Annotated in this window: 16 protein-coding genes and 1 pseudogene; 8 read left to right on the top strand and 9 right to left on the bottom strand. The window is 56.7% G+C overall.

From position 1 onward, the window contains the following. Positions 1–108 precede the first annotated feature (108 nt). The 5 genes from GOW31_RS10580 to GOW31_RS10560 form a co-directional block, all read right to left on the bottom strand. Positions 109–1,419, bottom strand: a complete 1,311-nt coding sequence (locus GOW31_RS10580) for an HlyD family type I secretion periplasmic adaptor subunit (RefSeq protein ID WP_171169906.1) — start codon at positions 1,417–1,419, stop codon at positions 109–111. Next, positions 1,403–3,550, bottom strand: a complete 2,148-nt coding sequence (locus GOW31_RS10575; protein WP_254441688.1) for a type I secretion system permease/ATPase — start codon at positions 3,548–3,550, stop codon at positions 1,403–1,405. The genes GOW31_RS10580 and GOW31_RS10575 overlap by 17 nt, the downstream gene beginning before the upstream one ends. Continuing rightward, positions 3,547–4,791, bottom strand: a complete 1,245-nt coding sequence (locus GOW31_RS10570; RefSeq protein WP_171169904.1) for a TolC family protein — start codon at positions 4,789–4,791, stop codon at positions 3,547–3,549. Before GOW31_RS10570 ends, GOW31_RS10575 begins: the two co-directional genes overlap by 4 nt. A gap of 85 nt (positions 4,792–4,876) precedes the next feature. Then, complete coding sequence (locus GOW31_RS10565) at positions 4,877–5,710, bottom strand: SapC family protein (RefSeq protein WP_171169902.1); 834 nt, start codon at positions 5,708–5,710, stop codon at positions 4,877–4,879. 47 nt (positions 5,711–5,757) lie between these two features. Further along, complete coding sequence (locus GOW31_RS10560; protein ID WP_254441686.1) at positions 5,758–9,669, bottom strand: Ig-like domain-containing protein; 3,912 nt, start codon at positions 9,667–9,669, stop codon at positions 5,758–5,760. Positions 9,670–9,820: 151 nt separating this feature from the next. Between GOW31_RS10560 and GOW31_RS10555 the strand changes: the two genes are divergently transcribed. The 5 genes from GOW31_RS10555 (at position 9,821) to rfbA (ending at position 15,607) form a co-directional block, all read left to right on the top strand. Next, entirely contained in the window at positions 9,821–11,878 is a 2,058-nt protein-coding gene (locus tag GOW31_RS10555) for a dockerin type I domain-containing protein (protein WP_217356666.1), read from the top strand. 377 nt (positions 11,879–12,255) lie between these two features. Further along, positions 12,256–12,825, top strand: coding sequence for a dTDP-4-dehydrorhamnose 3,5-epimerase (rfbC, locus tag GOW31_RS10550; RefSeq protein WP_171169900.1), 570 nt, complete (start codon positions 12,256–12,258; stop codon positions 12,823–12,825). Then, entirely contained in the window at positions 12,822–13,862 is a 1,041-nt protein-coding gene (rfbB, locus tag GOW31_RS10545; RefSeq protein ID WP_171169898.1) for a dTDP-glucose 4,6-dehydratase, read from the top strand. Before rfbC ends, rfbB begins: the two co-directional genes overlap by 4 nt. Then, positions 13,859–14,722 (top strand): dTDP-4-dehydrorhamnose reductase, encoded by an 864-nt coding sequence (gene rfbD, locus GOW31_RS10540; RefSeq protein WP_171169896.1) that lies wholly within the window; start codon positions 13,859–13,861, stop codon positions 14,720–14,722. Before rfbB ends, rfbD begins: the two co-directional genes overlap by 4 nt. An 18-nt stretch (positions 14,723–14,740) precedes the next feature. Next, positions 14,741–15,607, top strand: coding sequence for a glucose-1-phosphate thymidylyltransferase RfbA (gene rfbA, locus GOW31_RS10535; RefSeq protein ID WP_171169894.1), 867 nt, complete (start codon positions 14,741–14,743; stop codon positions 15,605–15,607). A 107-nt stretch (positions 15,608–15,714) separates the two neighbouring features. On the opposite strand, the gene GOW31_RS10530 is transcribed toward rfbA, so the two are convergent. Both GOW31_RS10530 and GOW31_RS10525 read right to left on the bottom strand, forming a co-directional pair. Further along, complete coding sequence (locus GOW31_RS10530) at positions 15,715–16,566, bottom strand: glycosyltransferase family 2 protein (RefSeq protein ID WP_171169891.1); 852 nt, start codon at positions 16,564–16,566, stop codon at positions 15,715–15,717. A 302-nt stretch (positions 16,567–16,868) separates the two neighbouring features. Next, a pseudogene (locus GOW31_RS10525) lies at positions 16,869–18,217 on the bottom strand (IS3 family transposase). Positions 18,218–18,500: 283 nt separating this feature from the next. Here GOW31_RS10525 and GOW31_RS10520 point away from each other — a divergent pair. After that, entirely contained in the window at positions 18,501–19,571 is a 1,071-nt protein-coding gene (locus tag GOW31_RS10520) for a glycoside hydrolase family 99-like domain-containing protein (protein ID WP_217356665.1), read from the top strand. Positions 19,572–19,652: 81 nt separating this feature from the next. On the opposite strand, the gene GOW31_RS10515 is transcribed toward GOW31_RS10520, so the two are convergent. Beyond that, positions 19,653–20,618, bottom strand: coding sequence for a LysR family transcriptional regulator (locus GOW31_RS10515; protein ID WP_217356664.1), 966 nt, complete (start codon positions 20,616–20,618; stop codon positions 19,653–19,655). Positions 20,619–20,691: 73 nt separating this feature from the next. Here GOW31_RS10515 and GOW31_RS10510 point away from each other — a divergent pair, with 73 nt between their 5' ends. Together GOW31_RS10510 and GOW31_RS10505 are read left to right on the top strand one after the other, a co-directional pair. Further along, positions 20,692–21,726 (top strand): phosphotransferase family protein, encoded by a 1,035-nt coding sequence (locus GOW31_RS10510; protein ID WP_171169887.1) that lies wholly within the window; start codon positions 20,692–20,694, stop codon positions 21,724–21,726. Positions 21,727–21,737: 11 nt separating this feature from the next. Beyond that, on the top strand, positions 21,738–22,979 hold the full coding sequence (locus GOW31_RS10505; protein ID WP_171169885.1) for an acyl-CoA dehydrogenase family protein: 1,242 nt from the start codon (positions 21,738–21,740) through the stop codon (positions 22,977–22,979). A gap of 93 nt (positions 22,980–23,072) precedes the next feature. Here the strand turns inward: GOW31_RS10505 and GOW31_RS10500 are convergent, their stop codons facing one another. After that, positions 23,073–24,668, bottom strand: a complete 1,596-nt coding sequence (locus GOW31_RS10500; RefSeq protein ID WP_171169883.1) for a GMC family oxidoreductase — start codon at positions 24,666–24,668, stop codon at positions 23,073–23,075. Positions 24,669–24,739: the final 71 nt, after the last annotated feature.

Genomic DNA, 24,739 nt, shown 5'->3' with positions numbered 1-24,739 from the left:
AGTTGTTTTCCATGCCTGTTCAACCCTTTCGAGCCTTCCGTGCTGAAGCTGCTGACACCGTGATTTCCGTATCGGAAGTGACACGTCTGTCCCCAATTACCCTATCGCTCATTCGCGCAATGCCTGATCCTTTATCTTCACAACCGGTTGCAGAATATAATCCAGCACTGTTTTGCGGCCAGACAGAATGTCCACTTCGGCAATCATTCCAGGTATGATTTCGACCGCTATGCCATTCCCATCAAGCATGGTGCTTTTGGTTCGGATCTCGACCACAAAGACCTCTTCGTCATTCCGCTCTGATCGTGTGACCGTGTCTGCACCGATGCGGATGATTTCACCATCCAGCGCCCCGTATCGTGCGAAGTCATAAGCCGTGATTTTGACCTTCACAGGCTGACCAGCGTGCAAAAACGCGATATCCTCAGGCTTTACATAGGCTTCAACCAGCAATGTGTCGTCCAGCGGCACGATTTCAACAAGGTCCTCTCCACTGCGGGCGAGACCGCCGATGGTGGAGCGATGAATCCGGTTTACAATGCCGCGTACCGGAGACCGAACCTGTGCCCTTGACGCCCGGTCGCGCAAAGCGGGCAGGGCGGGTTGCAAGGCAGCCAGCTCGGCAGTAGCAAGCGCCAGATCCGTCAGCGCGGCGCTGCGAAACCGGCTTCGCACCGCTTGAATCCGATCATCGATTTCGTCCAAGCCCGTTTGCAACCTGTTGGTCACAGCTTCTGCCCGCACCTTGCGACCGCGCCATTCGGCTTCACTCCGCCGCAACGCAAGCAATGTTGTTGCAGGCTCCATTTGACGCTCGACCAGCGGCGCCATGATGGCCCTCTCTTCGGCCAGGACCACCAGGGTTTCTTCTGCCGTCACTTGATCGACCAGGCCTTCCTCAAACTCTCGCTGTTTTTGCTGACGCTGACGCTCCAGGATGGCTATTTCTGCCTCCAACTCAGTCTGCCGGCCTTGGTACAGTGCAGTTTCGGATTGCACGACGGTAGGCGCGCCGTTGATCAGTTGAACATCGAAATCCAGTTGTGTCCCATCAATTTCGGACCGAAGACGTTGGATGCGCGCCATCAGCCCAAACGCGCGTTGCTGTTCCTGACTGAGCTGACTGTCAATATGGGTTGTTTCCAGTTCCATCAGCAGTGAACCTTTTTCGACCAGTTGGCCTTCGCGCACGTGCAATGACTGCAATACGCCGGGCTCGGTGGCTTCGATCAGCTGGATGTCTCCGGAAGGCACGATCCGGCCGTCCACGCGCGTGACATCGTCCAGTTCGGTCAGATGCGCCCACAATAGCGCGGCGATCAGGCAGAGCAGAATCACCAAAAGCAGCAAGGAACTCCGAACAGGAGAGCGTCCCTGCATCTCGCGCGCCAGGGTGGCCAGATCAGGATGCTGCGACATTCAGGTGCCTCCCTGTCCGACGAACATGTTGCGTCAGCATGCTTTTGGGGCCATCCGCCGCGATTTTCCCGTGTTCAAGGATGATGACTCTGTCAACAAGCTCCAACAGGCTGGTTCTGTGTGTAATGACAACCATGGTGGACTCTGCCGTGCATTCTTTCAGACGTTGGATTACCTGGGCTTCGGTTTTGACATCCATCGCGCTTGTTGGTTCATCCAGCAGGAGAACCGGCGGACGGCCTATGAGTGCCCTTGCCAGGGCAATGGCTTGCCGCTGTCCGCCAGAGAGGCCTTCGCCGCGTTCCGCGAGTTGAAGATCGTAACCCCCGGGATGGTTAGCCACGAAATCCTCAACCCCGGCGGCGCGGCCTGCTTCGATCAGTTCGTGATCTTTTGGCCGGACTGCGCCACTCGCGATATTGTCCCGGACTGATCCGGAAAAGAGCCATATGTCCTGCAGGACGGATCCGATATTGCGTCGCAGATCGCCAGGATCGATCTGGCGGATATCAAGGCCGTCGAATGTGACAGATCCAACACGCGGCGCGTACAATCCCAGCATCAGACGTGCGATGGTGCTTTTCCCGCAGCCAATCTGACCCAAGATCGCCACTTTTTCACCCGGTTTGATCGTGAATGAAACGCCTTGCAGGGTATCTTCCCCCTGATCAGGGTAGGAAAAATACACGTTGTTGAAGGCGATCGCCCCTTTGAAATGGGGCCGGTTCACCCATGTTCGGCCTTGTGGGCGTTCGCTTTCCGCCATCATCAGCGCGTTGAGGTTTCGGTATGCGCTTCGGGCTTGGTTAAGCCTTGTCAACGTTTGCGCCAACTGCCCCAAAGGTGCCAGTGCCCGCCCTGTCAGCATCACCGAGGCAACCAAAGCGCCCATGCTGGTCTGACCGTCTGTGATCAGAAAAACACCATAAAATACGATCAACACCTGTGCCGCTTGTTGCGTAAAACCGGTGAGGTTAAGAGCAAATTGTGTAACGGCCCGGCTCTGAGCACCGTGCGAGGATTGCCGTTCTATCGCCTGCTCCCATCGGGAACGCATTTGCCGGCCCGCGGCCGTTGTCTTTATAGTTTCAAGGCCCGAGATAGCTTCTACGAGGACCGATTGTTTGGATTGCCCGTCAGACAGGCTCTTTTCTGCCATGCGGGACAGAAGCGGCTGTACGGCCAAACCTGTCAGCAGAACCACAGGCACGGCCAGAGCCGGGACCAATGCCAGTTGTCCGCCGACCAGGTAAATCACAAACACGAACAACCAGATGAACGGCAGATCCACGACGGCAACAAGCGTTGCGGACGTGAAGAACTCACGCAGGGTCTCGAACTCACGGATGGTACTGGTCATAGCGCCGGTGGAACCCGCGCGTGACTTCATCTGGATGTTCAGAACGTGGTCGAAAATTCGCCGCCCCATGAGCAAGTCGGCTTTTTGCCCGGCCTTGTCGATGAACGCTGCTCGCAGCAATTTTAGCGCGAAGTCAAATAGCAGCGCCAAGGCCACGCCCGCCGTCAAGGCAATGAGCGATTCGGTTGCCTCATTGGGCAACACGCGATCATAGACAACCATGATAAAAACTGAGGTCGACAAGCCAAGAAGGTTTGCCAGTGCCGCAGCGAGAGCAACTTGTATGTAAGTCCATCGATTGGCGGACAGCGCCGCGCGAAACCAATGACCTCGGTAAGCCGCGTGACCGGTGTCCAATTCCCCTGTATGATTTCGCCGAAACAAGACCGCGAAACCGGTGTATGATTTGGCCAGCTGTTCTTCAGAAACTTCACCGATTCCTTCACCAAGTTCCGGATCATAGACCAGCAAGGCACCGTTTTTTGCGCGACCGTGGTACACAACCGCCTTGTTTTCGGTCATCAGCAACAAGGCCGGAGCCAATGCTTCGTCAAAACTCGCGATGCGGCGCTCGCCATAGCCCGCCTGTAGACCTGTGTTTTCCGCCACCGAGAGGATGTCACGAACAGTCAGATCCCCGTCCGAACCGGTCTGCGACGCCTGGATCGTTGCAAGGGTCAGAGGGCGTTCAAGCGTCGCGGCGATATTCAGAATGCAGGCTTCGTAGCATGTCAAACGAGCGCGATCCTGCATTGATTTCAACGTGCTCATTTCACCTCGTTCCAATTGCCAAGCGAAAGTCCGAGCAGGTCCAGAATGTCTCCGGTAAGGCTCAGTGCCGCGTAGTTGGTCAGAAAATAACTCTGTTCGGCCAGAATCAGGCGTTCTTGCGCATTTACGTAATCGCGTTGAGCGTCCAGAATTTCGATCAGGCTGCGACGCCCAATCGAGAACTGTGCGCGGGATGCAGTAACACTGTCGGCATTGGCAGTTGCCGCAATACGGGCCGCGCGCAGCCGTTCTGCGCCTGCTTTTTGATCGGATCGAATAAAGCCCAGCTCCCGCATGATTTCGCGAACCAATTGCTCTCTCGCGAACTCCGCTTCTTTTACTTTGGCTTCTGCTGCTGCGATGGCGGCGCGGCGTTGGCCGGTGCTGTCAAGCTCGTAGTTGAAAGAAAGATCCACGCCAAAATTTGCGTCCCGAGTGTCATCCTGGTTGGCAAATGCGGCGACCCGAACGTTCGGTTTGCGCCGTGCCTGAGCGGCCGACCATTCGGCTTTGGCTGCCAGCAAGCCGGCATCCGCCCTGCGGATCTGAGGGCTGTTCATCACGATCTGGGCATCACTTCTGTTCAGCGGTGGAGCTGGTACAGGAGGGGGCAATGAGCCGGGGAAAGTTCCGAACACTTCTCGAAACCGCGCTTCGGCCCGATCAGTTCGTGATCGTGCGTCAGCCAGTCTTGTGCGTGCATCTGCCATCCTGGACTGCGCGGTCAGAACATCAGCATTTGAACCGGCGCCACCCGCTGTGCGGTCCGAAATCTGACGCACCAGTTCTTCATGAACCGAAACATTGTCAGCCGCGATGCGGAGCAACGTTCTTTGATCAATGACAAGCACATAGGTCTCGATGGCGGCCAGCGCCGTGGCCGATGCCGTCTGAATTTGATCGCCCCGTGTTTCCAGAACACGTGCCCGGGCTGCCGTCAGATCCCCCGAGGCAGCCCCACCGTCATAAACCAATTGTGAAATTCTCAGATAGGGTGAAACATCTGCAATGTCCGATTCGACCCGTTCGGACCGTGCATTTATTCCCAACGAGATCTGCGGAAGGAAGGCGCCTTCCGCCGCATCTTTATTGGCTGATGCGATATCCATCCTGGTATTGCTTTGCGCCAGTGTCGGGCTTGTCTCTACGGCCTGGCGCACGCGTTGCCCGAATGCACTACTGCTGAGCTTTGCCGATGGCTTTGCTGCCCCGGCACCGGTGGTCCCGGGTGCAAAAGACACTGCCACTAGAGTCAAATCAGGAAGCGGCGTGCAGGCGGACAACGGTATTGCGAGCAGAGCGAACGCAACCCAGGACAAAACTGCTTTACAGGAACGCATGATGACCCTCCTGCCTGCAATGGTCCATGGCTTCTTCTTTCTGTTGCGCCGCAACCAACGCGTCCAAGAACCCTGAAACACCGGTGGTCTGTTGTGTAAGAGAACCATCAGCTTCCCGATGCGCGCGGGCATGTGCATGTGTCAGCCAGATACTGTGGGTCACCGAAATCTGATGAGCGTGAATCAGTCGCAAACCCCCATTCGAAGTAAGCAGTGACAAGTGCGCGCGGGGAATTTTCTCCAGGGCGTTCTGCGTGACGCCAAAATGCCCGCTCGGAAACTCAACTCCCTGAAAAGTGGTGAGCGGACCAAACAATCCCATGTCCGCAAGAACACGACACAGATGAGTTGTGTATTTCATCGACTCTTTCAGGGCGCGAAAGAAAGCTGCGACTTTTTTCAGCTCCGGCGCAAGTTGACCTGATTTGTCGAAGAATGTTTCGTCCTCCAGATTGTCAGTGATAAGCCCCGCCGTTTCGTCGACAAGCAATTCGTCACGGCCGTCACCATCCGGTTCAATCAGTCGTGGCCGGAACGGAGCACAGCGCAAGACGCTTGGCACATAAGTCGCGAGCCATTTGCCATGTGCTGACACAAATGGCGTAGGCTGGTCTGATTGCATGGACAATACAGCCACTGGATAAAACCCGTGTTCAGATTTCCGAAAAGTGATTGGAAATGTGGCGGCGGCCTGAAGAATTTCTGCTTCGACCACAGGGCAATCTGCCATAGTCCGTGCGAAATCGAACGAGGTGAACCGCCTCCAGAACCGATGACCATGTCTTCCAAGACTGACCGGAGTTAAGCCATTCTGTGCCATAACCGCCTCATGATGTTGAATTACGTCTGTATGTGCGCCGGTCTGGATCAGGCCGTTGCCCCGGTCGGGTCGGTGTGCAGGATGTTATCTGCGGTCAGGCCGCTCAGATCGCTCAGGTCTTGGAACGTGGCCACGGTTTCAACGCTGGCATCGTTCGCCGCCTGGAAATCTACCTTGACCAGAACACTGTCTGTTCCGTCGGTTGCCATCACGTAAAGCTCATCGCCCGCCATGACTCCGGCAAGACTCTCGACAGCGGCTTCGATTGTGCTGAGGTTGAGGTCGGTGAGTACCGTGCTGAGGCCGACAAATCCGGTGTTCGTGCCCAACGTGTCTCCGGTTGAAAGCAATTCGAATCCGGTGCCATCACCGCGAAGCGTATTGGTGTCCAGCCCGTGGAACATCAGTGCGTCGGTTACATCCGCAGCCGGGCCAATCGTAAAGCCAGTCACAGCGTCTGTACCATTGCTGGCCGGGTCGGCCTCGAAGACGACGATGTCTCGCCCTGCTGCAGAAACATCAATGGTATCGTCGCCGTCACCGCCGCGCGTGATGGTGTCCGTATTCGCAGCGGTGAGCGTGTCATCACCATTGGTGCCAAACTGCACTGTCGTCGGTCCGCCATCAGACGTTTTGATTGTCAGCTCAATAGGCTGGCTGGAGTCCTGGATCGTCATCGTGAAGGTGACAAGCGGCTGAGAAAGATCTGTAAAGGTTGTCGCGGCGCCGGCAAAATTCATCGCGCCCCCGGCGCCCGGGCTGGCCAAGAACAAATCGAAGGCGTTGTTTTCCGAAACCGACGCCGTGTTGAATGTGACAACCGAAGGGTCAAATCCAAGCTCTGCCGTCAAAGCCAGACCGCCAGAGATATCGCGGTCGGCTTCGGCATAGATTGCGAATGTCACCGTAGATCCCGAGCGCCCAACTTCAGAGATCACATAGGCGGCGGGTTCATGCGCAACGGCCTGCTCGGAAACCGGCAGCGGATCTGGTCCACCCGCAACTGTCGCCTGCGCGGAAAAGACAAGGTCATCACCTGCCTCCACTGCCGAAAAGTTGGGCGCCGCGACAGCCAGCGACCAGAATCCGTCTGCGGCCACCGTTGCAGATCCGACCGAACTGCCGTTTAACGTGACATCCACCGACTGGCCGATTGACAATCCGGTCGATGACCCGCCGAGAGTAATTCCGGAAGCTTTGGCATCGGCAAGACCAATCGAATTGTTGGCCCCGACATCGTTCAACGTCAACAGGGGGCGAAAATCTGTGGAAAGTGAGCTGTTCGCCGCGGCTGAGTTGTTTCCTGCCAGATCGTCAACAGTGGCGGAAATGGAATAGCTCGTTCCGTCAGAGAGCATTCCAAGATCACTTGCTGGAACGGTAACTGCCCACGAACCATTTGATGCAACGCCTGTATAGGTTTGCCCGCCGAATGTGACCGAAACGGTCTGGCCATCTTCAGCCGTGGTTGTGCCTGAGATTGCAAGATCCACGCCCCTCTCGGTCACGTCCAACACGGCACCCACAGGCAGACTGTTTATGGTTATCGAAGGTGCTGTAAAGTCAGTGGCAAAGCTTGTCGTGGTTTGATTGTTGTTTCCCGCCGCGTCCGAGATCGACGCATTGATATTGTAAGTCTCGTTGTCTTGCAGGGCAGACAAATCTGTCACGGTTGCCGTATAGGTCCAAGTGCCCCCGGTTACCGTTGCCGTTCCGGTGACGTCCGTAGTGCCGTCAGCGCGCGTGATTTCGACGGTAACAACTGTTCCGTCCGGCGCATCGGAAGTTCCTGACACCGTCAGGTCGGTTCCTTGTTCAACGGCGTTCATGACGGCCCCGTCGGATACGGTTGAAATTCCGATCGTCGGTGGCGTGAAATCGGTGGTAAAGCTGTTGTTCGCTTGCAGAGCCGGATTCCCGGCAGCGTCCGAGACATCCGCAGTTACGGTGACCGTCGACGCGTCAGATAGACCTGTCAGATCCGTAGCAGGTACAGTTACGCTCCAATTGCCGCCAGAAACCATTGCGCTATGGGACTGCCCGTTCAGACTGACGGTTACGATTTGTCCGTCTTCAGCTGTCGTACTGCCAGAGATGGAAAGATCCGTGGCCCGCTCGGCTGCATTCATGACAGCTCCGTCCGAGAAACTGTCGATGCTGAGCGTCGGCGCGGTCACATCCTTGGAAAATGTCACTCCGGCCTGCGGTGCCGTCACGCCACTGGCGTCGTCGACATCTGCGGTAACAGAGAAGTTGCCTCCATCCGACAAGGACGCCAGATCCCCAGCTGGCACAGTCACGTTCCAGGCCCCGCCGGATACTGTTCCGGAATATGTTTGACCATCGAGGGTTACGGTAACTTGCTGACCTTCCTCAACGTTTGACGTCAGCCCGCTGATGGTCAAGTCGGATCCGGCTTCGGTTGCGTTCAGTACGGAACCAACAGGAAGGGGTGTTATCGAAATGGAAGGGCCGGTCAGGTCCACGGGAACCGATACAAGAAGCGGTACTGCCGGATTGCCCGACACGTCCTCGACGGCTACCAGAACAGATGCAGGTATTCCGGTGGAAAGACTGCTCAGATCGGAATTGGGGATCGTTACACTCCAGCTTCCGCCAGAAGCGGTGCCTGTGTGCACTTGTCCGTTGAACGTAACGATGATGGTCTGACCATCCTCTGCCGAGGTGGAACCGGTCAAGGCCAGGTCGCCGGCTACGTCGATCAGTTCTATCGAGCCGCCAGCCACAGGATCCAGAGAAACAGTTGGTGCAGTGAAATCAGTATCGAAGCTCCCGCTCGCCTGTGGTGCGGGATTTCCCGCCGCGTCAGCAACATCCGCGGTAACGGCAATCGTCGCGCCATCAGGAAGGGCCGAGAGGTCTGCCGCCGGAACGGTGACGCTCCATTGTCCATTGGATACCGTGCCCGAATAGTTTTGCCCGTTCATTGAGACGGTAACGGTCTGCCCGTCTTCTGTATCGGTTGTTCCGGTGACCGTCAGATCCGTTGCCTGTTCGATCGAATTCAAAACAGCGCCATCGGAAAACCCGGTGATCGACAGGGTTGGAGGAATTGTATCAATATCGAACTTGACGGATTCGCTGGACAGTTCCGTGCCTGAATCGTCCAGATGTCTGACTGTCACCGTAGAGACGCCTTGCGGAAGCGCATTTGCTTCGGCCGCAGTGAGAGAAATGCTCCAACTGCCGTCATCGTTGGGTGTTACGGTTTTGACCAGCGAACCTATCGTGACCTCGACTGTCGATGTTCCTTCGGGTGCGGCGGCATTGGTAATGGCACTGTTCAATGCCGTTGCCTGAAGTTCGGCCAGGTTCAGGCTGGTATAGCTCGGTTCCGGTTGGGGTTGGGGTTTAGGCGCTGGCGCGACAGGTTCCGGGGAATCGCCGCTGCCGCCACCGCCTCCGCCCGCAGCGGCAGCTGCGCCGGCCAGCCCGAGGCCGCCCAATGCAGCCCCGGCGCCGCTGATTCCGCCAGCTGCTGCGCCGGCTTCAGCTGCGCTGAACTGGGCGATTTCAGCAACCGCCTCTTCCGCGATCATGATTGCGCCGCTGTCCAGGACCTGCACGTTTTCCGCCGCCACGATCATCGTCCGACCGTCCGCCATTTTCAGAAGAACATCGCCGTTTTTCAGCAACTTGGCGGAGCGTACACCCGGAATTGTCTCTGCGAACTGGAAGGCGTAAAGCTCTTCGATGGTTGCTTGTGACAAGGCAGGCAAGGCCATCAATGTGGACATGAGGCCGCCAGCCGCGCCGCGACCCGCCCAACGACCAAGCTTACCATTGATCCATTGTTGAACTTGAGATTTGCGATCTCCGTCCGTCGAGTCAGCCGCCGGACGATTGTTGGCCTCAGGTGCTTTGGTCATCTTGCCCTCGCATGTGGTGTCCGCGATCATCGCAACAGGAAAGGATGTGCTGTTTGGCGTTTTGCTCATCTGTCTTTCCCATTTGTTGCCGTAGCGATCGGACCTGAAAAAATTGAGTTAAACTGAAACCGAACTTCTCGTTTTCACCACAATTCTGCTTCGGTTTCGGTCTGCTCATCTGGTCATCTTGCCGTAACTGCCAGGGGTGGCGCGGGAGGTGATGGCTGTGATGCTTCAGTTCGAAAGTGTAGTGGCAACGGGGAGCGCGGCGCTCGATTCAGGTATCGGCGATACGGCTTTAAAAACGCTTAACGGGAATACGTATCTCTACACGGTGACCGGCCCGGGTGGCGGCGTCGCGGTCTGGCGGCTGGTCGACGGTGCCCTGCCGCAGCTGGTTGATACCGAGTATTACAGCGGTTCGATCACCTTCCAGGTGGGGCGCAGTGCCACGTCGATAACGCTGGCGGGAACCGAGCAGATTGCGCTCGACATCAACACTGCCACGGGCCTGGTCGGGTATGACGTGAACGCGGACGGAACGATCGGTAACCTGAAGGAAACGGGTGTGCTCAACGGAGGCGGAGATATCTCAGCCATCGTACAGTTTTCACTTGGGTCTTCGGGTGTCCTTGCGATGGCGCATGAGGATACAGGCAATATCAGAACCTACCATGTGAACGCGAACGGGACGCTCAGTCTTGCGGGTTTGATTGCCGGCACAGCGGATGCCATGCAGACGTTGCGGTCGGGTTCGGAACATTTTCTGATCTCAAGTGACGCGGCAACAAACTCTGTCTCGACATATCGCATCGATTCCGGCACCGGCACTTTAACCGAGATCAACAATGATTCGGCGCTCGGAACCCTTGGTGTTTCTACTCCAACGGATGTCGAGACCGTAGAGGCATACGGTAAATCCTGGGTCGTGGTGGCGGGGTCCGGCAGCAACTCTCTCAGTGTTCTTCAATTGAACAGCGATGGTAGTTTGAAGGCGACGGACCATGTGCTTGATACGCTTCATACGCGGTTTGAATCGGTTCAGGATCTGGAGGTCATAGACGTGAACGGTCGGGTCTTTGTGGTTGCAGGCGGCGGCGATGATGGCCTGTCTCTGTTCACTTTGACACCCGAAGGTCAACTTGTTCATATGGACAGTTTCGAGGATACGCTGGCCAGTGGATTGCAGAATGTCGAATCGCTGGCGGTTGCACATGTGGGCGACGAGCTGCAAATTCTCGTGACGTCACAACAGGATGCCGGGGTGAACGTCCTGACGGTCCCGGTCGATGATCTGGGTGTGGTGCGCAAGGGGTTTGGTACCGTGAACGGGAGCGCGTCGGACGATATCCTCAGCGGCGGTATTCTGGACACGACCCTTCTGGGGGGCGCCGGAGACGACATTCTCATCGCGGGGAAGGGTGCGACGACGATGTCGGGTGGTGCAGGGGCCGACATCTTCGTGATGCAGTCCGGTAGTGGTCTGACCACAATAACCGATTTTCAGGCGGGCGTGGATCGTCTGGATATGTTCGACTACCCGCTGTTGCGGTCGCCTCAGCAACTGACCTTTACCAGCACGGCAAACGGGGCTCAGATCGAATATCGTGGCGAGGTCGTGCAGGTCCAATCCGCCTCGGGCGGCGCTTTGACAAGCACGGATATCTTTGGCGCAGGCTTCGCCGGACCGGATCACATCCCGGTAGATTTCGGGGACCTGGGCGGGCAGACACCGGGCAGCTCTGGTGGATTGGTCGGGCAGATTACGGTGGACAGCGAGGCTGCGAATCCGGGGCTGACGGATGCGGAAATCCGGTTCACGCCGGACGGCGGGGGCACGGTATCCGGCACCGCAGATGATCAGGGGCGGTTCGATCTGGAATTGCCCGATGGCACCTTTCCCGGAGTGCTGGACATCACCAAACACTATTCCACGGCGAGCGGAAAGATTGACGCGCTGGACGCCTTGCAAGTGTTGCGCATCTCGGTTGGTCTCGACCCGACATGGGGTCCCGCGACCGCGGAAAACCTGATAGCCGCAGACGTCAACAGGGATGGCACTGTGAACGCCCTGGATGCGCTTGCAATTTTGCAAGTCGCCGTTGGGCAGTCCACGGCCCATGACCCTGAATGGGTATTTCTGGATGAGAACGCGGACCTTTCAGGGATTACCAGGGACAATGTAACCTATCAGACAGGTGTCGACGTCGTGGCGGTGGATGGGGTCATCAACGTGGACATGACCTCCATCCTGTTGGGAAATCTCGAAGCGGCCTGAGCGCCGAAAGATATCTCGGCCAAAGCAGGCTTGTACCTTTTTAAGCAGTAAGGTGTGGATCGGCTTTTGCGGCCAAATTGACACGTCCCAGCCTCAGCGCTCGAATACCGCCCCATGTCGCGGTGCTTTTGGTTTCGACCCAAGCGTTGGCGCGCCTGCGGCTTCACTATCTGTTACATCCCTGTGTTTTCATGCAGAGATGGTCCAATAATTTCAATGAATTCTACCAGAATCGCAACTTGCCTGCGATAATCGCCCGACCTTCGGAACCGATAAGCCGCTCAAATTGCTGATCAGACAACATAGGTCTTGGCGTCGGTGGAGCAAATGTGACATAGCAGGCCGAGACATCAACACATAGATGAAAATTAGTAACAATGGAAATATTGGCGCTTTCCATTCCGGAAGTGAAACTGATCACCCCGAAGCGTTTTGGCGATCATCGCGGGTTTTTTGAGGAAACCTACAATGGCGACAGTTTTGCGGCACAAGGAATTCATACGCAATTCGTTCAGGACAATCATTCCCTTTCGAGCACGGTGAACACGGTACGCGGATTGCATTTTCAGGCTCCGCCAAGGGCGCAGGCCAAGCTGGTGCGCTGCGGTCGTGGGCGGCTGTTTGATGTCGCGGTCGATATCCGCAAAGGCTCGCCCACCTATGGTCGCTGGGTCGGTGAAGAACTGAGTTTCGAAAACGGGCGGATGCTGTTGGTTCCTGCGGGGTTCGCGCATGGGTTCGTGACGTTGGAGCCGGAGACCGAGATCGTCTACAAGTGTTCTGATACCTACGCGCCGGAAACTGAAGGCGCGGTTCGTTGGGACGATCCCGATATCGGCATTGAATGGCCACAGAGCAATTCAGAACCCCAGCTGTCCGAGAAAGATCGGATCGCACCACTTCTGCGCGAAATTGAATCTCCTTTCGTATTCGAGGACACACAATGAAAATTCTGGTTACGGGCGGGGCGGGCTTTATCGGATCTGCCGTTATCCGTCGCGCGATTGCCGATGGGCATTCGGTCGTCAATGTCGATGCCCTGACCTATGCGGCCTGTCTGGACAATGTTGCCTCTGTCGCGGATGCGCCGGGATACGTTTTTGAACATGCGGACATCCGGGATGCCGCCGCCATGTCGGCGATACTGGACAAGCACCAGCCAGACGCGATCATGCATCTGGCCGCTGAAAGCCATGTTGACCGTTCGATCGATGGCCCGGCCGCGTTCATCGACACGAACCTGACCGGTACTTATGTATTGCTGGAAGCCGCACGCGCCTATTGGGTGGGTGCCGGCCGGCCCGAGCATTTCCGGTTTCATCACATATCAACCGACGAGGTCTTTGGGTCCTTGGGTAAAACCGGGTTTTTCACCGAAGACAGCCCATACCAGCCGAACTCACCCTATTCGGCCTCGAAAGCGGGATCGGATCATCTCGTGCGGGCGTGGCGTGAAACATACGGCCTGCCAGTGGTTCTTACCAATTGCTCCAACAACTACGGCCCTTACCAGTTTCCGGAAAAGCTGATCCCCGTTGTCATCCTCAGCGCGCTGGCGGGCAAACCGATCCCGATTTACGGGAAAGGCGACAACATTCGCGACTGGCTGCATGTCGATGACCATGCCGAAGCCCTGTTGCTGGTGCTCGAAAAGGGTGAACTGGGCCGCAGCTACAATATCGGTGGCGAGAATGAGATGACCAATCTTGATCTTGTCAGAATGCTGTGTTCGATCCTGGATCGCCTCAAGCCGGGTGAAACGCCCTATGCGGATTTGATCACGTTCGTCGCTGACCGCCCGGGTCACGATCAGCGTTATGCCATCGATCCGACCCGGATTCGGACCGAACTGAACTGGCGCCCTTCCTATACGCCCGAAACCGGGCTGGAACAGACGGTTCAGTGGTATCTGGACAACAGCGCATGGCTGAACGCCTTGCAGGCCCGCAGTGGCGTGGGTGAGCGGCTGGGTGTTGCCAAATGAAGGCGCTGGTATTCGGCCACGGGGGGCAGGTAGCAACCGAGTTGCGACGTCGCGGACAGGTGCATGGTGTCTTGGTTGAATCCTTGGATCGCGCCGCGGCGGACCTGTCTGACCCGTCGCACTGTGCAGACGCCATTCGGAACACGGATGCGGACGTGATCATCAATGCGGCCGCCTATACTGCCGTTGACCAGGCCGAAGAAGAAAGCGACCTGGCGCAACGGATCAACGGAGATTCACCCGGAGCAATGGCGCGTGCCGCCGCTGTCCGAGGCCTGCCCTTTCTGCATATTTCCACGGATTACGTTTTTGACGGCTCTGGTACGACCCCCTGGAACACCGATGACCCGACCGGGCCCTTGGGGGCCTATGGTCGAACCAAGCTGGACGGCGAACACCAGATCGCAGAGGCTGGCGGCCACTATGCCATTTTGCGGACAAGCTGGGTGTTTTCGGCCCACGGAAAGAACTTTGCAAAGACCATTCTCCGACTGGCAGAAACCCGTGACAAGCTGACCATCGTCGCAGATCAGATCGGCGGGCCAACACCTGCTGCAGACATCGCCGAAACCTTGCTGAAAATGGCCAAGGCTGGCCTCGAAGCCAAAGGGGGGGTGTTTCACTATTCCGGTGCACCTGATGCCAGCTGGGCGGATTTCGCCCGTGAAGTTGTTTCTCAATCCGGCTTGTCGGTCGAAATCGAGGATATTCCAACCGAGGCTTACCCAACGCCGGCACCCAGGCCGCTGAACTCACGTATGGACTGTTCGCGGCTGGATAATGTGTTCGGAATCCAGAGACCCGACTGGAAAGCCGGATTGGCCGAGATATTGAGCGAGTTGAAGTCAGCGACCAGCTGAACCTTGAAAGGACAGATTATGCAGCGCAAAGGCATTATTCTTGCCGGTGGGTCCGGAACCCGGCTTTACCCGATCACCATGGCGATATCGAAGCAATTGCTGCCGATCTACGACAAGCCGATGATCTTTTACCCGCTGAGTGTTTTGATGCTGTCGCAGATCCGCGAGATCGCGATCATCACCACCCCCCAAGATCAGGATCAATTTCAGCGCCTGTTGGGAGATGGCAGTCAATACGGGTTGTCCTTGACATGGATCGTGCAACCGTCTCCTGACGGTCTGGCGCAGGCTTATACACTGGCCGAGGATTTTCTGGACGGTGCCCCGTCAGCGTTGATTCTGGGTGATAACATTTTCTTCGGACATGGCCTTCCGGACCTGCTGCTCGAGGCGGATCAACTGAAGCGCGGCGGTACGGTTTTTGCGTACCGGGTCGCTGACCCAGAACGCTACGGAGTTGTGGATTTCGAAGGGAACAAAGCCCGCGCGATCGTCGAAAAACCCAAGGTGCCTCCGTCGAATTACGCGGTGACGGGTCTTTATTTTCTGGATGGCGACGCTCCGGCCCGCGCGCATGAGGTCAAACCGTCAGATCGCGGCGAGCTGGAAATCACGTCACTGCTGGAAATGTATCTGGACGAAGGTTTGCTGGATGTGCAGACCATGGGGCGCGGTCTTGCCTGGCTGGATACCGGCACGCACGGGTCTTTGCTGGATGCGGGAAACTTCGTGCGAACGATCACGGAACGTCAGGGTATGCAGACCGGCAGCCTGGATGAAATCGCATGGGCAAATGGCTGGATCGACGACGAGGCTCTTGATATGCGCGCGCGCCTATTCGCCAAGTCCACGTACGGCACCTATCTTAAAGGGCTTCTGAGCTAGGCCGCGAACTGTCTCATGGTTGCGTGTTTAGGCTGGAATTTGCGTGGGCTGTAAGCTGCTTCACGCTTTGTGATCAAGGTCTGAACGGGGCTGGGCGGGCATTCCGGTCATGCCAAAACGCCACGCAAGAAGGCCCATTGTTTGGCGCGTTTTCTCGCTGAAAACAACATAGCCGGAGACATCATTTGCAGTAGCGCCGATGCCAGGGCACGACCAGAGGCCATCGGGACTTCATGCTTGCGGGCGACGTAAACGCGCGATTGCCCCCTATACCAGCCCTTCAGGCCAGCGATGGCTGGGCTTCCTGGCGAGGATTTGCCTCTGGCATGGCGCATCTGAGAGTTGTGAACATAGTATAGTGGCCTGCAAACGGCTTTGAGCCGCAGGCTCAGATCATCGTCCTCATGAATCAGAAAGATTTCGGGATCAAACCCGCCGACCGCTTCGAACGCTTCGCGGCGGACCAGGAAGGCGACGCCGACGAGGACCGGCAATTCAAAGCCGGAATCGGCTGTTTTCCTGGGCAGTGTTTCATTTCGGGGAATGATTACACTGTATCGCATGAAACGAGGTGCCCCCTTCCGGTCCAGAATTGAAGGGTTGAAGGCTGACGCATCCGGATGATTGTCGGCCCCCTCTTTCAACGCGTCCAATGCTCCGGGCAGCAAGTGGGAATCCGGGTTCAGAAATAAAAGCAGTTCCGTTGTTGCCTTGGCGGCACCAAGGTTGCGTGCGCGGCCAAACCCGATGTTGTCTTGGCTTTCGATCAGAGTTGCGCCATGTGTCTCGGCCATTTGCCGAACCGCTTCTATTTCGTCCGAGCCATTGTCGACCAAAATTGTCGGCACGCCCTCTGGGATGGAATTCAGCATCTTCGGCAGTACACCACTGCTGTAGTAACAAACGCTTATGATCGTAATCTGTGACAATCCTGCCTGCCGTACCTGTGGAATGGGCATGATCGTTATTTCCTCGCAAACACAGTTAGGGTCAACCCCGGTTCCAGTACGACGGATCCGGGCTGCTGAATAAGGTCTGTGATCTTTTGCATTCAGCGACGCCAATCTGAGAAACGATTGAATTGGTTTTTCACCGGTGAAGCGAAGGCAAGAAACCGATCATCAAGCGCAGCCAAATGGCAAAGCCGCGTTAGGGGATGCAAAGCCTTTTTTGATCGGAGCGGCAAGATTGTCCGTCATCGAATGAAGTATTCCGATTGAGCCGACGGCGTTTAGGACGGCCTGGCTCATTGATTGCGATCTTACGCGGCGCTCCCGAGGTTGAGCAAGCGTCGCTGTTTCAGTGTTCTTTCCTTGATGGTTCTCCTTTCCTTCAGAATGCCGTCGCTGCGACCGAAGTAGACATCGGCCGGTGTCAGATTGCCGAGACTCTCTTGATAGCGGCGGTGATTGTAGTGGTCGACGAAGGCTCTGATCGCTTCCTCGAGTGCGCCCGGTAGGTAATAGTTCTCCAACAGGATGCGGTTCTTGAGCGTTTGGCGCCACCGCTCGATCTTGCCCTGGGTCTGCGGATGATTTGATGCCCCTCGAACGTGGTCCATTCCTTGATCTTGGAGCCAATCCGCCAGGTCACCAGAGATGTATGATGAGCCGTTGTCGCTGAGCAGCCTCGGTTTTTGTCGGACGGTCGCCGACGAACAGCCTGATGCCTCCAACGCCAGTTCCAGAGTGTCGGTAACATCGTCGGCCTTCATCGTTGTGCAAAGCTTTCATGCCACGATGTAACGGTTGAAGTCGCCCAGGATCGTCGAGAAAAACCAACCCCAGCCAGTCACCTTTTGGTAGGTGAAGTCGGTCTGCCAAAGTTGGTTCGGTCTCGTAGTCTTGTCATGGAACTCGTCGTCGGCCTTGATCACGTTGAACGCCGGCCCAGTAATCAGATCCTGCTCCTTGAGGATACGATAGACCGAAGGCTCTAACACAAAGTACTTTTTCGTGTCTGTAAAGCGGAATGCCAGCTCGCGGGGCGATAGTTTCGGCTCATCAATAGCGAGGTCAACGATGGCCTTCCGGATCTCGTCAGGGATGCGGTACCAGACCCGGCCGGCGTGTGGACGGCGATCTTCAAGCCCGGCTTCACCAAACGCCTCATAGCGGGCACACCAGCGGTAGAACGTGGTTGTCGGAATGCTCAGCCTCGACAGCGTCCTCTTCGTTGGCAAGTGGGACTGCTCGACAAGTCGGATGATCTCGAGCTTCTCCGTTGCGAGGTATCTCATATGTCGTCGTCCCCATCAGCGAGCATACTTTTTTTGAGTAGGCGGTTTTCCAGGGTGAGGTCGGCAATGGCCTCCTTCAGGGCCGACGCCTCGGCCCGCAGTTCCTTCACTTCGGGGCTCGTCGCTTGCCTGGCTGTGTCGCCTGCCAGCCGCTTCTTTCCGGCCTCCAGGAACTCTTTCGGCCTGGAATAGTACAGGCTCGCGGCAATCCCCTCGTGACGGCAGAGCGCGGCGATGCTCTCCTCGCCGCGCAAACCCTCCAGTACAATGCGGATCTTCTCCTCCGCAGAATGGTGCTTGCGTGTCTTGCGGCGAATGTCCTTGACGACCTGTTCAGCTGTAGTTTTGTCGGTTCCAGCTTTCCGTCTCATCTTCACTTCTAAACGGTTCAGATGAGCCAGAAACCTTCCGTTATGCAAATCCTACAATCAGGCCTACAGGTGCTGATGTCAGACACTGTTTGCTGACTGCGGCGTCGAAACTCAGCCCACCTTTGTCGCCACGTACGGCAAGGCGGTTCAAAAATTCAGCCAAGAAAAGAGACCCGAAAGGGGTTGGGACAAACCGGGGCAATCCAACAGGCAGGGTTTTGAAGCCATCGGTCGGGCCGACGAATTCAAACCCTTCGACCCGCCTGCTAAAGCTGAACCAGCAGTGCGGGCGATTGCGCATTACCTGCCGCAATTTCATCCCTTCAAAGAGAATGATGAATGGTGGGGCAAAGGCTTTACCGAATGGTCCAATGTCGGAAAGGCCGTCCCGAATTATCCGGGCCATTACCAACCTCATTGTCCGATTCATCTGGGTTACTACGACTTGCGGTTGCCAGAAATCATGGTCGAACAGGCGCGGATCGCGAAGTCTTACGGGATAGGAGGGTTCTCCTATTACTACTACTGGTTCGGCGGAAAGACCTTGATGGAGCACCCGCTCGAACAAATGTTGGGCAATCCGGAAGTCGACATGCCTTTTTGCCTGACATGGGCAAACGAAAACTGGACGCGCCGCTGGGACGGGCGGGCGCACGACGTTCTTATCGCGCAGAACCATTCGATCGAGGATTCCCTGAACCTTTTGCGTCACATACGCAAATATTTTGATGATCCGCGTTATATTCGGATAGATGGGAAACCGGTTTTCATCGTGTACCGAGCGAACACCATACCGAATATCGAGGAAACAACCGCGGCTTGGCGAAAAGAGGCACAAAGCTGGGGCGACCCGGACCTGTATCTCATAGCTGCCCAGACTTTCGATATCGGCGACCCAGAGAAACTGGGTTTTGACGCTGCTATGGAGTTCCCGCCGCATCAGGTAAAGCGCACCGACATCACGGATGAGATGGGGATCTACAATCCAGAGTTCACAGGAGCCGTTTTGGATTACCAGGCCGTGGTCGAGGCAGAGCTTCAAAAGCCGGAACCCCGGTACAAGCTGTTTCGGTCCTCTACGCTCTCGTGGGACAATACCGCGCGCAATCAGGATGCCCCTCGGATTATGGGGCGGTTCACGATTGATGCCTACAAGCGCTGGACGGAACATTTGTGCCGCCAGGTTCTTGCGCAGGAAAAATACAGTGCCGACGAAAAAATCGTTTTCATAAATGCGTGGAACGAGTGGGCAGAGGGGACGAATCTGGAGCCTGACCGAAGATATGGCTTTGCCTATCTTCAGGCGACCTATGACGCGTTACCCAAGAAGTCTGAAAGTCAGATCAATACGTGATGTTTCCGACCTTGAGGTTTCGCGGACCTGACGGTTGGCGCCTCCGATATCCTGACGACACATGTTGCCCGAGGTTCCGTATCAATTCTGATCGACCCTATGATGCTGTTCCGTATCGTTCGCTCTGACGGTGCGACCTGCAATTTGGTCGAACATCCATTGTACGGCTTCGTCGCCGTCGGACCGGATATGCCGATAAAGGCGAAGTTCGATCGGAGGCACTTCAACCGGCAGCCTCAACATGCGCAGCCCCATTTCACGCGCGCTGCATTCGGTCAGCGTGGCAACCATATCTGTCTTGTGCAGAATATCCCGGATGTTCAGATAACTTTGCATCTGAAGCCCGAGTTTGCGCCGTGCGCCCAGTTTGCGCAGGACGATGTCGACCGGACTCGCCCCCTGAGGCCGTGAGGAAACATGCAGATGTGTCAGCTGAAGATATCGCTCCAGCGTCAATGGGACCGAACCCAGCGGGTGGTCGGGTCGCATAGCACAGACATAGCGGTCCTTCATGATGGTCCGGCTGATCAGATCCGAACTGTCCGGCATCGGAATGTCTGACGCGATGTCGATCGTGCCCTGCTGCAACGCCTTGCGCGTATCCCGGCGGGGAATACGCACGAGGCTGAGTTCGACCTGGGGTGCCGTGCGCTGAAACCCGGACAAAAGCCCGGGCAGGATGATGAGGCTGTGAAGATCGACCAAACTGACCCGGAACAGCCGTTTGCTGGTGAACGGGTCGAACCGTTCACCCTGTGCCGATGCGGCTTGCAACTGGTGAAGAGCGGCTGAGATCCTGTCCGAAATGCTCTCTGCCAGGGCCGTGGGCTGCATCCCCGTGCTAGTCTTCACGAAAAGCGGGTCGTTCAGTGTCTTGCGCAACCGGGTCAGGGCGTTGCTGACGGCCGGTTGCGTGATCGACAGCCGTTCGGCAACGCGGGTCAGATTTCGTTCGGTATAGATGGCGTCAAAAATAACAAAAAGGTTCAGGTCGATCTTGTTGAGCTTGGTCGTCATGTCATTCACCAGATTTATGCCGGCGATCATGCAAGTAAATTTCACAAATGTCATTGGGGGCGGTAAGCTGAATCGTATCCTGGCGGAATACGGAGTTTCATGCATGACCTCATCCGGCCTCGAACTCGATACCGAGCGGCTTTCGACATATTTGGGGCGCCATATCGAAGGCTTCGCCGGCCCATTGTCCTATCAAAAGTTTTCGGGCGGGCAGTCGAACCCAACCTATCTGCTGAAGGCCGGTGGTTCGAAATACGTGCTGCGCCGCAAACCGCCAGGTGACCTGTTACCTTCGGCCCATGCGGTGGATCGGGAATATCGTGTTCTGAAGGCACTTCATGGCACTGCGGTTCCAGTCGCCAAACCTTACGTGCTGTGTGAGGACACGGATGTCATCGGTTCCATGTTCTATGTCATGAGCTTCCAGGAAGGCCGTATCTTCTGGAACCCGGCGCTGCCCGAGTTGGACGTGGCCGACCATCATCCGGTGTTCGATGAAATGATCCGGGTTCTGGCCGCGCTGCATTCGGTTGATACAGGCGCTGTCGGTCTGTCGGACTTCGGCAAGCCGGGAAACTATTTCCAACGCCAGTACAGCCGCTGGACGAAACAGTATCGCGCCGCAGAAACAAGTAATCTTCCCGAGATGGAACAGCTTATGGGCTGGCTGTCCCGCAACCTGCCCGATGGTGACGGTTCGGTCAGTCTGATCCACGGTGACTTTCGCATAGACAATTTTATCTTCGCTTCGGATGCCCCGCAGATCACCGCGGTTCTGGATTGGGAACTTTCGACGCTGGGCCACCCGATGGCTGATCTGGGCTATTTCTGTGTGTGTCTCAGATTGCCGCCCACCGGTCTGATCCAGGGGCTGCAAGGGCTGGATCGCGCTGCTTTGAACATCCCTTCCGAAGCTGAGATGATCGAGCGGTATTGTTCGCTGCGTGACCTGCCGGAGATTGAAAACTGGACTTTCTATCTGGCGTTTTCCTTTTTCCGGATGGCTGCGATTGCACAGGGTGTTTACAGCCGTGCGCTGGCGGGAAACGCATCGAACGAGAACGCAATGGCGTTCAAGGGTCTGGTGGCCCCTCTGGCGCAAATGGCGCTCGACGAAATCGCTGCTGCAACGCACTGAAGAGGATCACAATGGATTTTGCTCCATCGCCACGCGCCACGGAAATGCACGACCGGCTGAAAGCCTTCATGCAGGCGCATATCTATCCGCGCATTCGCGACCACAAAGAGGAAATAGAAGCCGGCAATTTCCCCGTTTCGTTCATGGAAGACCTTAAGTCGCTGGCCCGCGCCGAAGGGCTTTGGAACATGTTCCTGCCCTCTTTGCGGGATGATGAGCCCGGAACGCGGCTCAGCAATCTTGATTACGCACCCCTGGCCGAGCTGATGGGCCAGGTAAGCTGGTCTTCTGAAGTCTTCAACTGCAACGCGCCGGATACCGGAAACATGGAATTGTTGCACATGTTCGCCACGCCCGAGCAGCGCGAAGACTGGTTGGTGCCGCTGTTGAACGGCAAGATCCGCTCGGCCTTTGCCATGACCGAACCCGACGTGGCCAGTTCGGACGCGACCAACATAACGACATCCATCCGGCGCGAGGGTGACGAATACGTCGTCAATGGCCGCAAGTGGTTCATCACCAATGCGTGCCACCCCAATACCAAACTGTTCATCGTCATGGGCAAAACCGACCCGAACGCCGATCGCCATAAACAGCAAAGCATGCTCATCGTTCCAAGGAATACGCCCGGTTTGGAGATCGTGCGCAATCCGACGATCCTGAACATGCACGATCCCGAAGGCCATGCTGAACTGGTGTTCAGGGACGTGCGCGTCCCGGCCGGCAATCTGCTGGGTGAAGAGGGCAGCGGCTTTGCACTGGCTCAGGCGCGGCTTGGGCCGGGGCGTATTCATCATTGCATGCGTTCGATCGGGGCGGCGGAAATGGCACTGAACCTGATGGTGGAACGTGCCCAGGAACGGAAGACATTTGGCAAGCAGCTTTCGGAACAAGGCGTGATCCGTGAATGGATCGCGAAATCCCGGTTGGAGATCGAACAGGCCCGGCTGTTGACCCTGAAGGCGGCCTGGAAGATAGATCAGGTGGGCGCGAAAAAGGCGTTCCGCGAAATATCCCTGATCAAGGTTGTGGCGCCGCAGGTGCATGCAAAGGTTACGGACCGTGCAATGCAGGTTTTTGGCGCAATGGGCATGACGCCCGACACGCCATTGGCCGACAGTTACACCTGGGCCAGGGCGTTGCGCTATGCGGATGGGCCGGATGAGGTCCATCTTCAGGCTATTGCCAAACAGGAGTTGAAGAATTCCAATTATGGGATGTCCGCGCAATGGCTGACGCCGCCTCTGCGCTAGGTCAGGGCAGGGACCGCATCACCGGAATATCCCGAAGAAATGCAAGCCGAATTGCCCCGTTTTCCTGGGCATTCGGATACGCAGCGTGCCGCGCTATGTTCCGGCGGCAAGCAAGTCACTCGCTTTTTCTCCGATCATGATCGCGGGAGCGTTTGTGTTGCCGCTGACGATTTCGGGCATGATCGAACAATCCGCGACCCGCAGGTTTCCGATGCCGCGCACCTTTAGCGCAGGATCTACGACTGCGGTTTCATTCGTACCCATCGCACAGGTCCCCGTTGGGTGATAGATCGAAACGGAATTCGACCTGACCCAGTCCAGCGTGCCCTCGTAATCTTCGGTCGAAAGTTGTGACGTCGGGCGGAACTCTTCGGAAATCTTCGATGCCAGCGGATTGTGCTGTGCGATTCTGCGGGCGATGTTCACGCCGTCGACGATGGTTCGGCAATCCGTTTCCGTCGATAGATAGTTCGGAATGATCTTTACATGCTGTGATGGGTCCGGGCCGTTCAGATGCAGTTCACCCCTGCTTTCCGGCCGCAGCTGGCACACGGACATGGTAAAGGCGGAAAACGGGTGCACGCCTTCGCCGGGGCTGTCGGCGGACCAAGGCTGTACATGGAATTGAATGTCGGGTGTTTCCACGTCCGGGCGCGTTTTCATGAATCCGGTCGCAAGGCTGGCCGCCATGGTCATCGGACCGGCGCGGAACAAAGCATATTTGAGCGCGATACGGGCCTGATTGATCAGGCTGCGCACCTCGTCATTCAATGTGGGCTCATTGCATTTGAAAACGAGACGGGCCTGCAAGTGATCCTGTAGTCTTTTGCCGACATTGGGCAAGGCATGGACCGGATCGATGCCGTTTTTCTTCAGGTGGTCCGGGTCGCCGATACCCGACAGCATCAGGATCTGAGGAGAGTTGATTGCGCCGCCGGACAGGATGATTTCGCGTCGTACCTTCAGGGTTTTCTCATTGCCTGCGCGATCCCGATAGACAAGTCCGGTCGCCTGTTTCCCATCCAGCGTTATGCGTGTCACCAATGCGTTCGTGATGATGTTCAGGTTTTGTCGGTTTCGAATGGGTTTCAGATACGCCACGGCCGAGCTGCACCTGCGCCCATTGCGGGTGGTCAGCTGAAAATACCCTACGCCTTCCTGATCTGCGCCGTTGTAATCCGGATTGAACGGGTATCCGGCGGCTTGCGCTGCCGCGACCCATGCGTCGCAGATCGGTCGCTGAATGCGCATGTTCGACACCGACAGCGGCCCACCGACACCGTGATACGGGTCTTCGCCACGCTCTTGGTCTTCGCTGCGTTTGAACAGAGGCAGCACGTCTTCCCAGCCCCAGCCGACATTCCCCATCTGGCGCCAGCGGTCATAATCTTCTTTTTGGCCGCGCACATAGAGCAGACCGTTCAGTGAGGATGAGCCGCCCAGCACCTTGCCGCGTGGCCAGTCGATCGAGCGCCCGTTCAGGCCCGGATCGGGCTCGGTCCTGTAACACCAGTCCACCGAAGGGTTGTGCATGGTTTTGAAATAGCCAACCGGGATGTGGATCCAGGGGTTGGTGTCGCGGCCGCCAGCCTCCAACAACGCGACGGTCGTGTTGGGGTCGGCGCTGAGCCGATTGGCGATGACACAGCCCGAAGACCCCGCGCCAACTACCGCATAATCCACTTCCATGACCGCCTCCTCCCAACGTCGTTGAAAAAAACTCTATGCAAGATGCAAGAAATATACTAGCCTTTTTTGAT

Source organism: Ruegeria sp. HKCCA0370 (assembly GCF_013033705.1).
In the GTDB taxonomy this organism is placed as follows: domain Bacteria; phylum Pseudomonadota; class Alphaproteobacteria; order Rhodobacterales; family Rhodobacteraceae; genus Ruegeria.
Note: the sequence above shows the minus strand (reverse complement) of the source record. Positions and strands in the feature narration are given on the sequence as shown.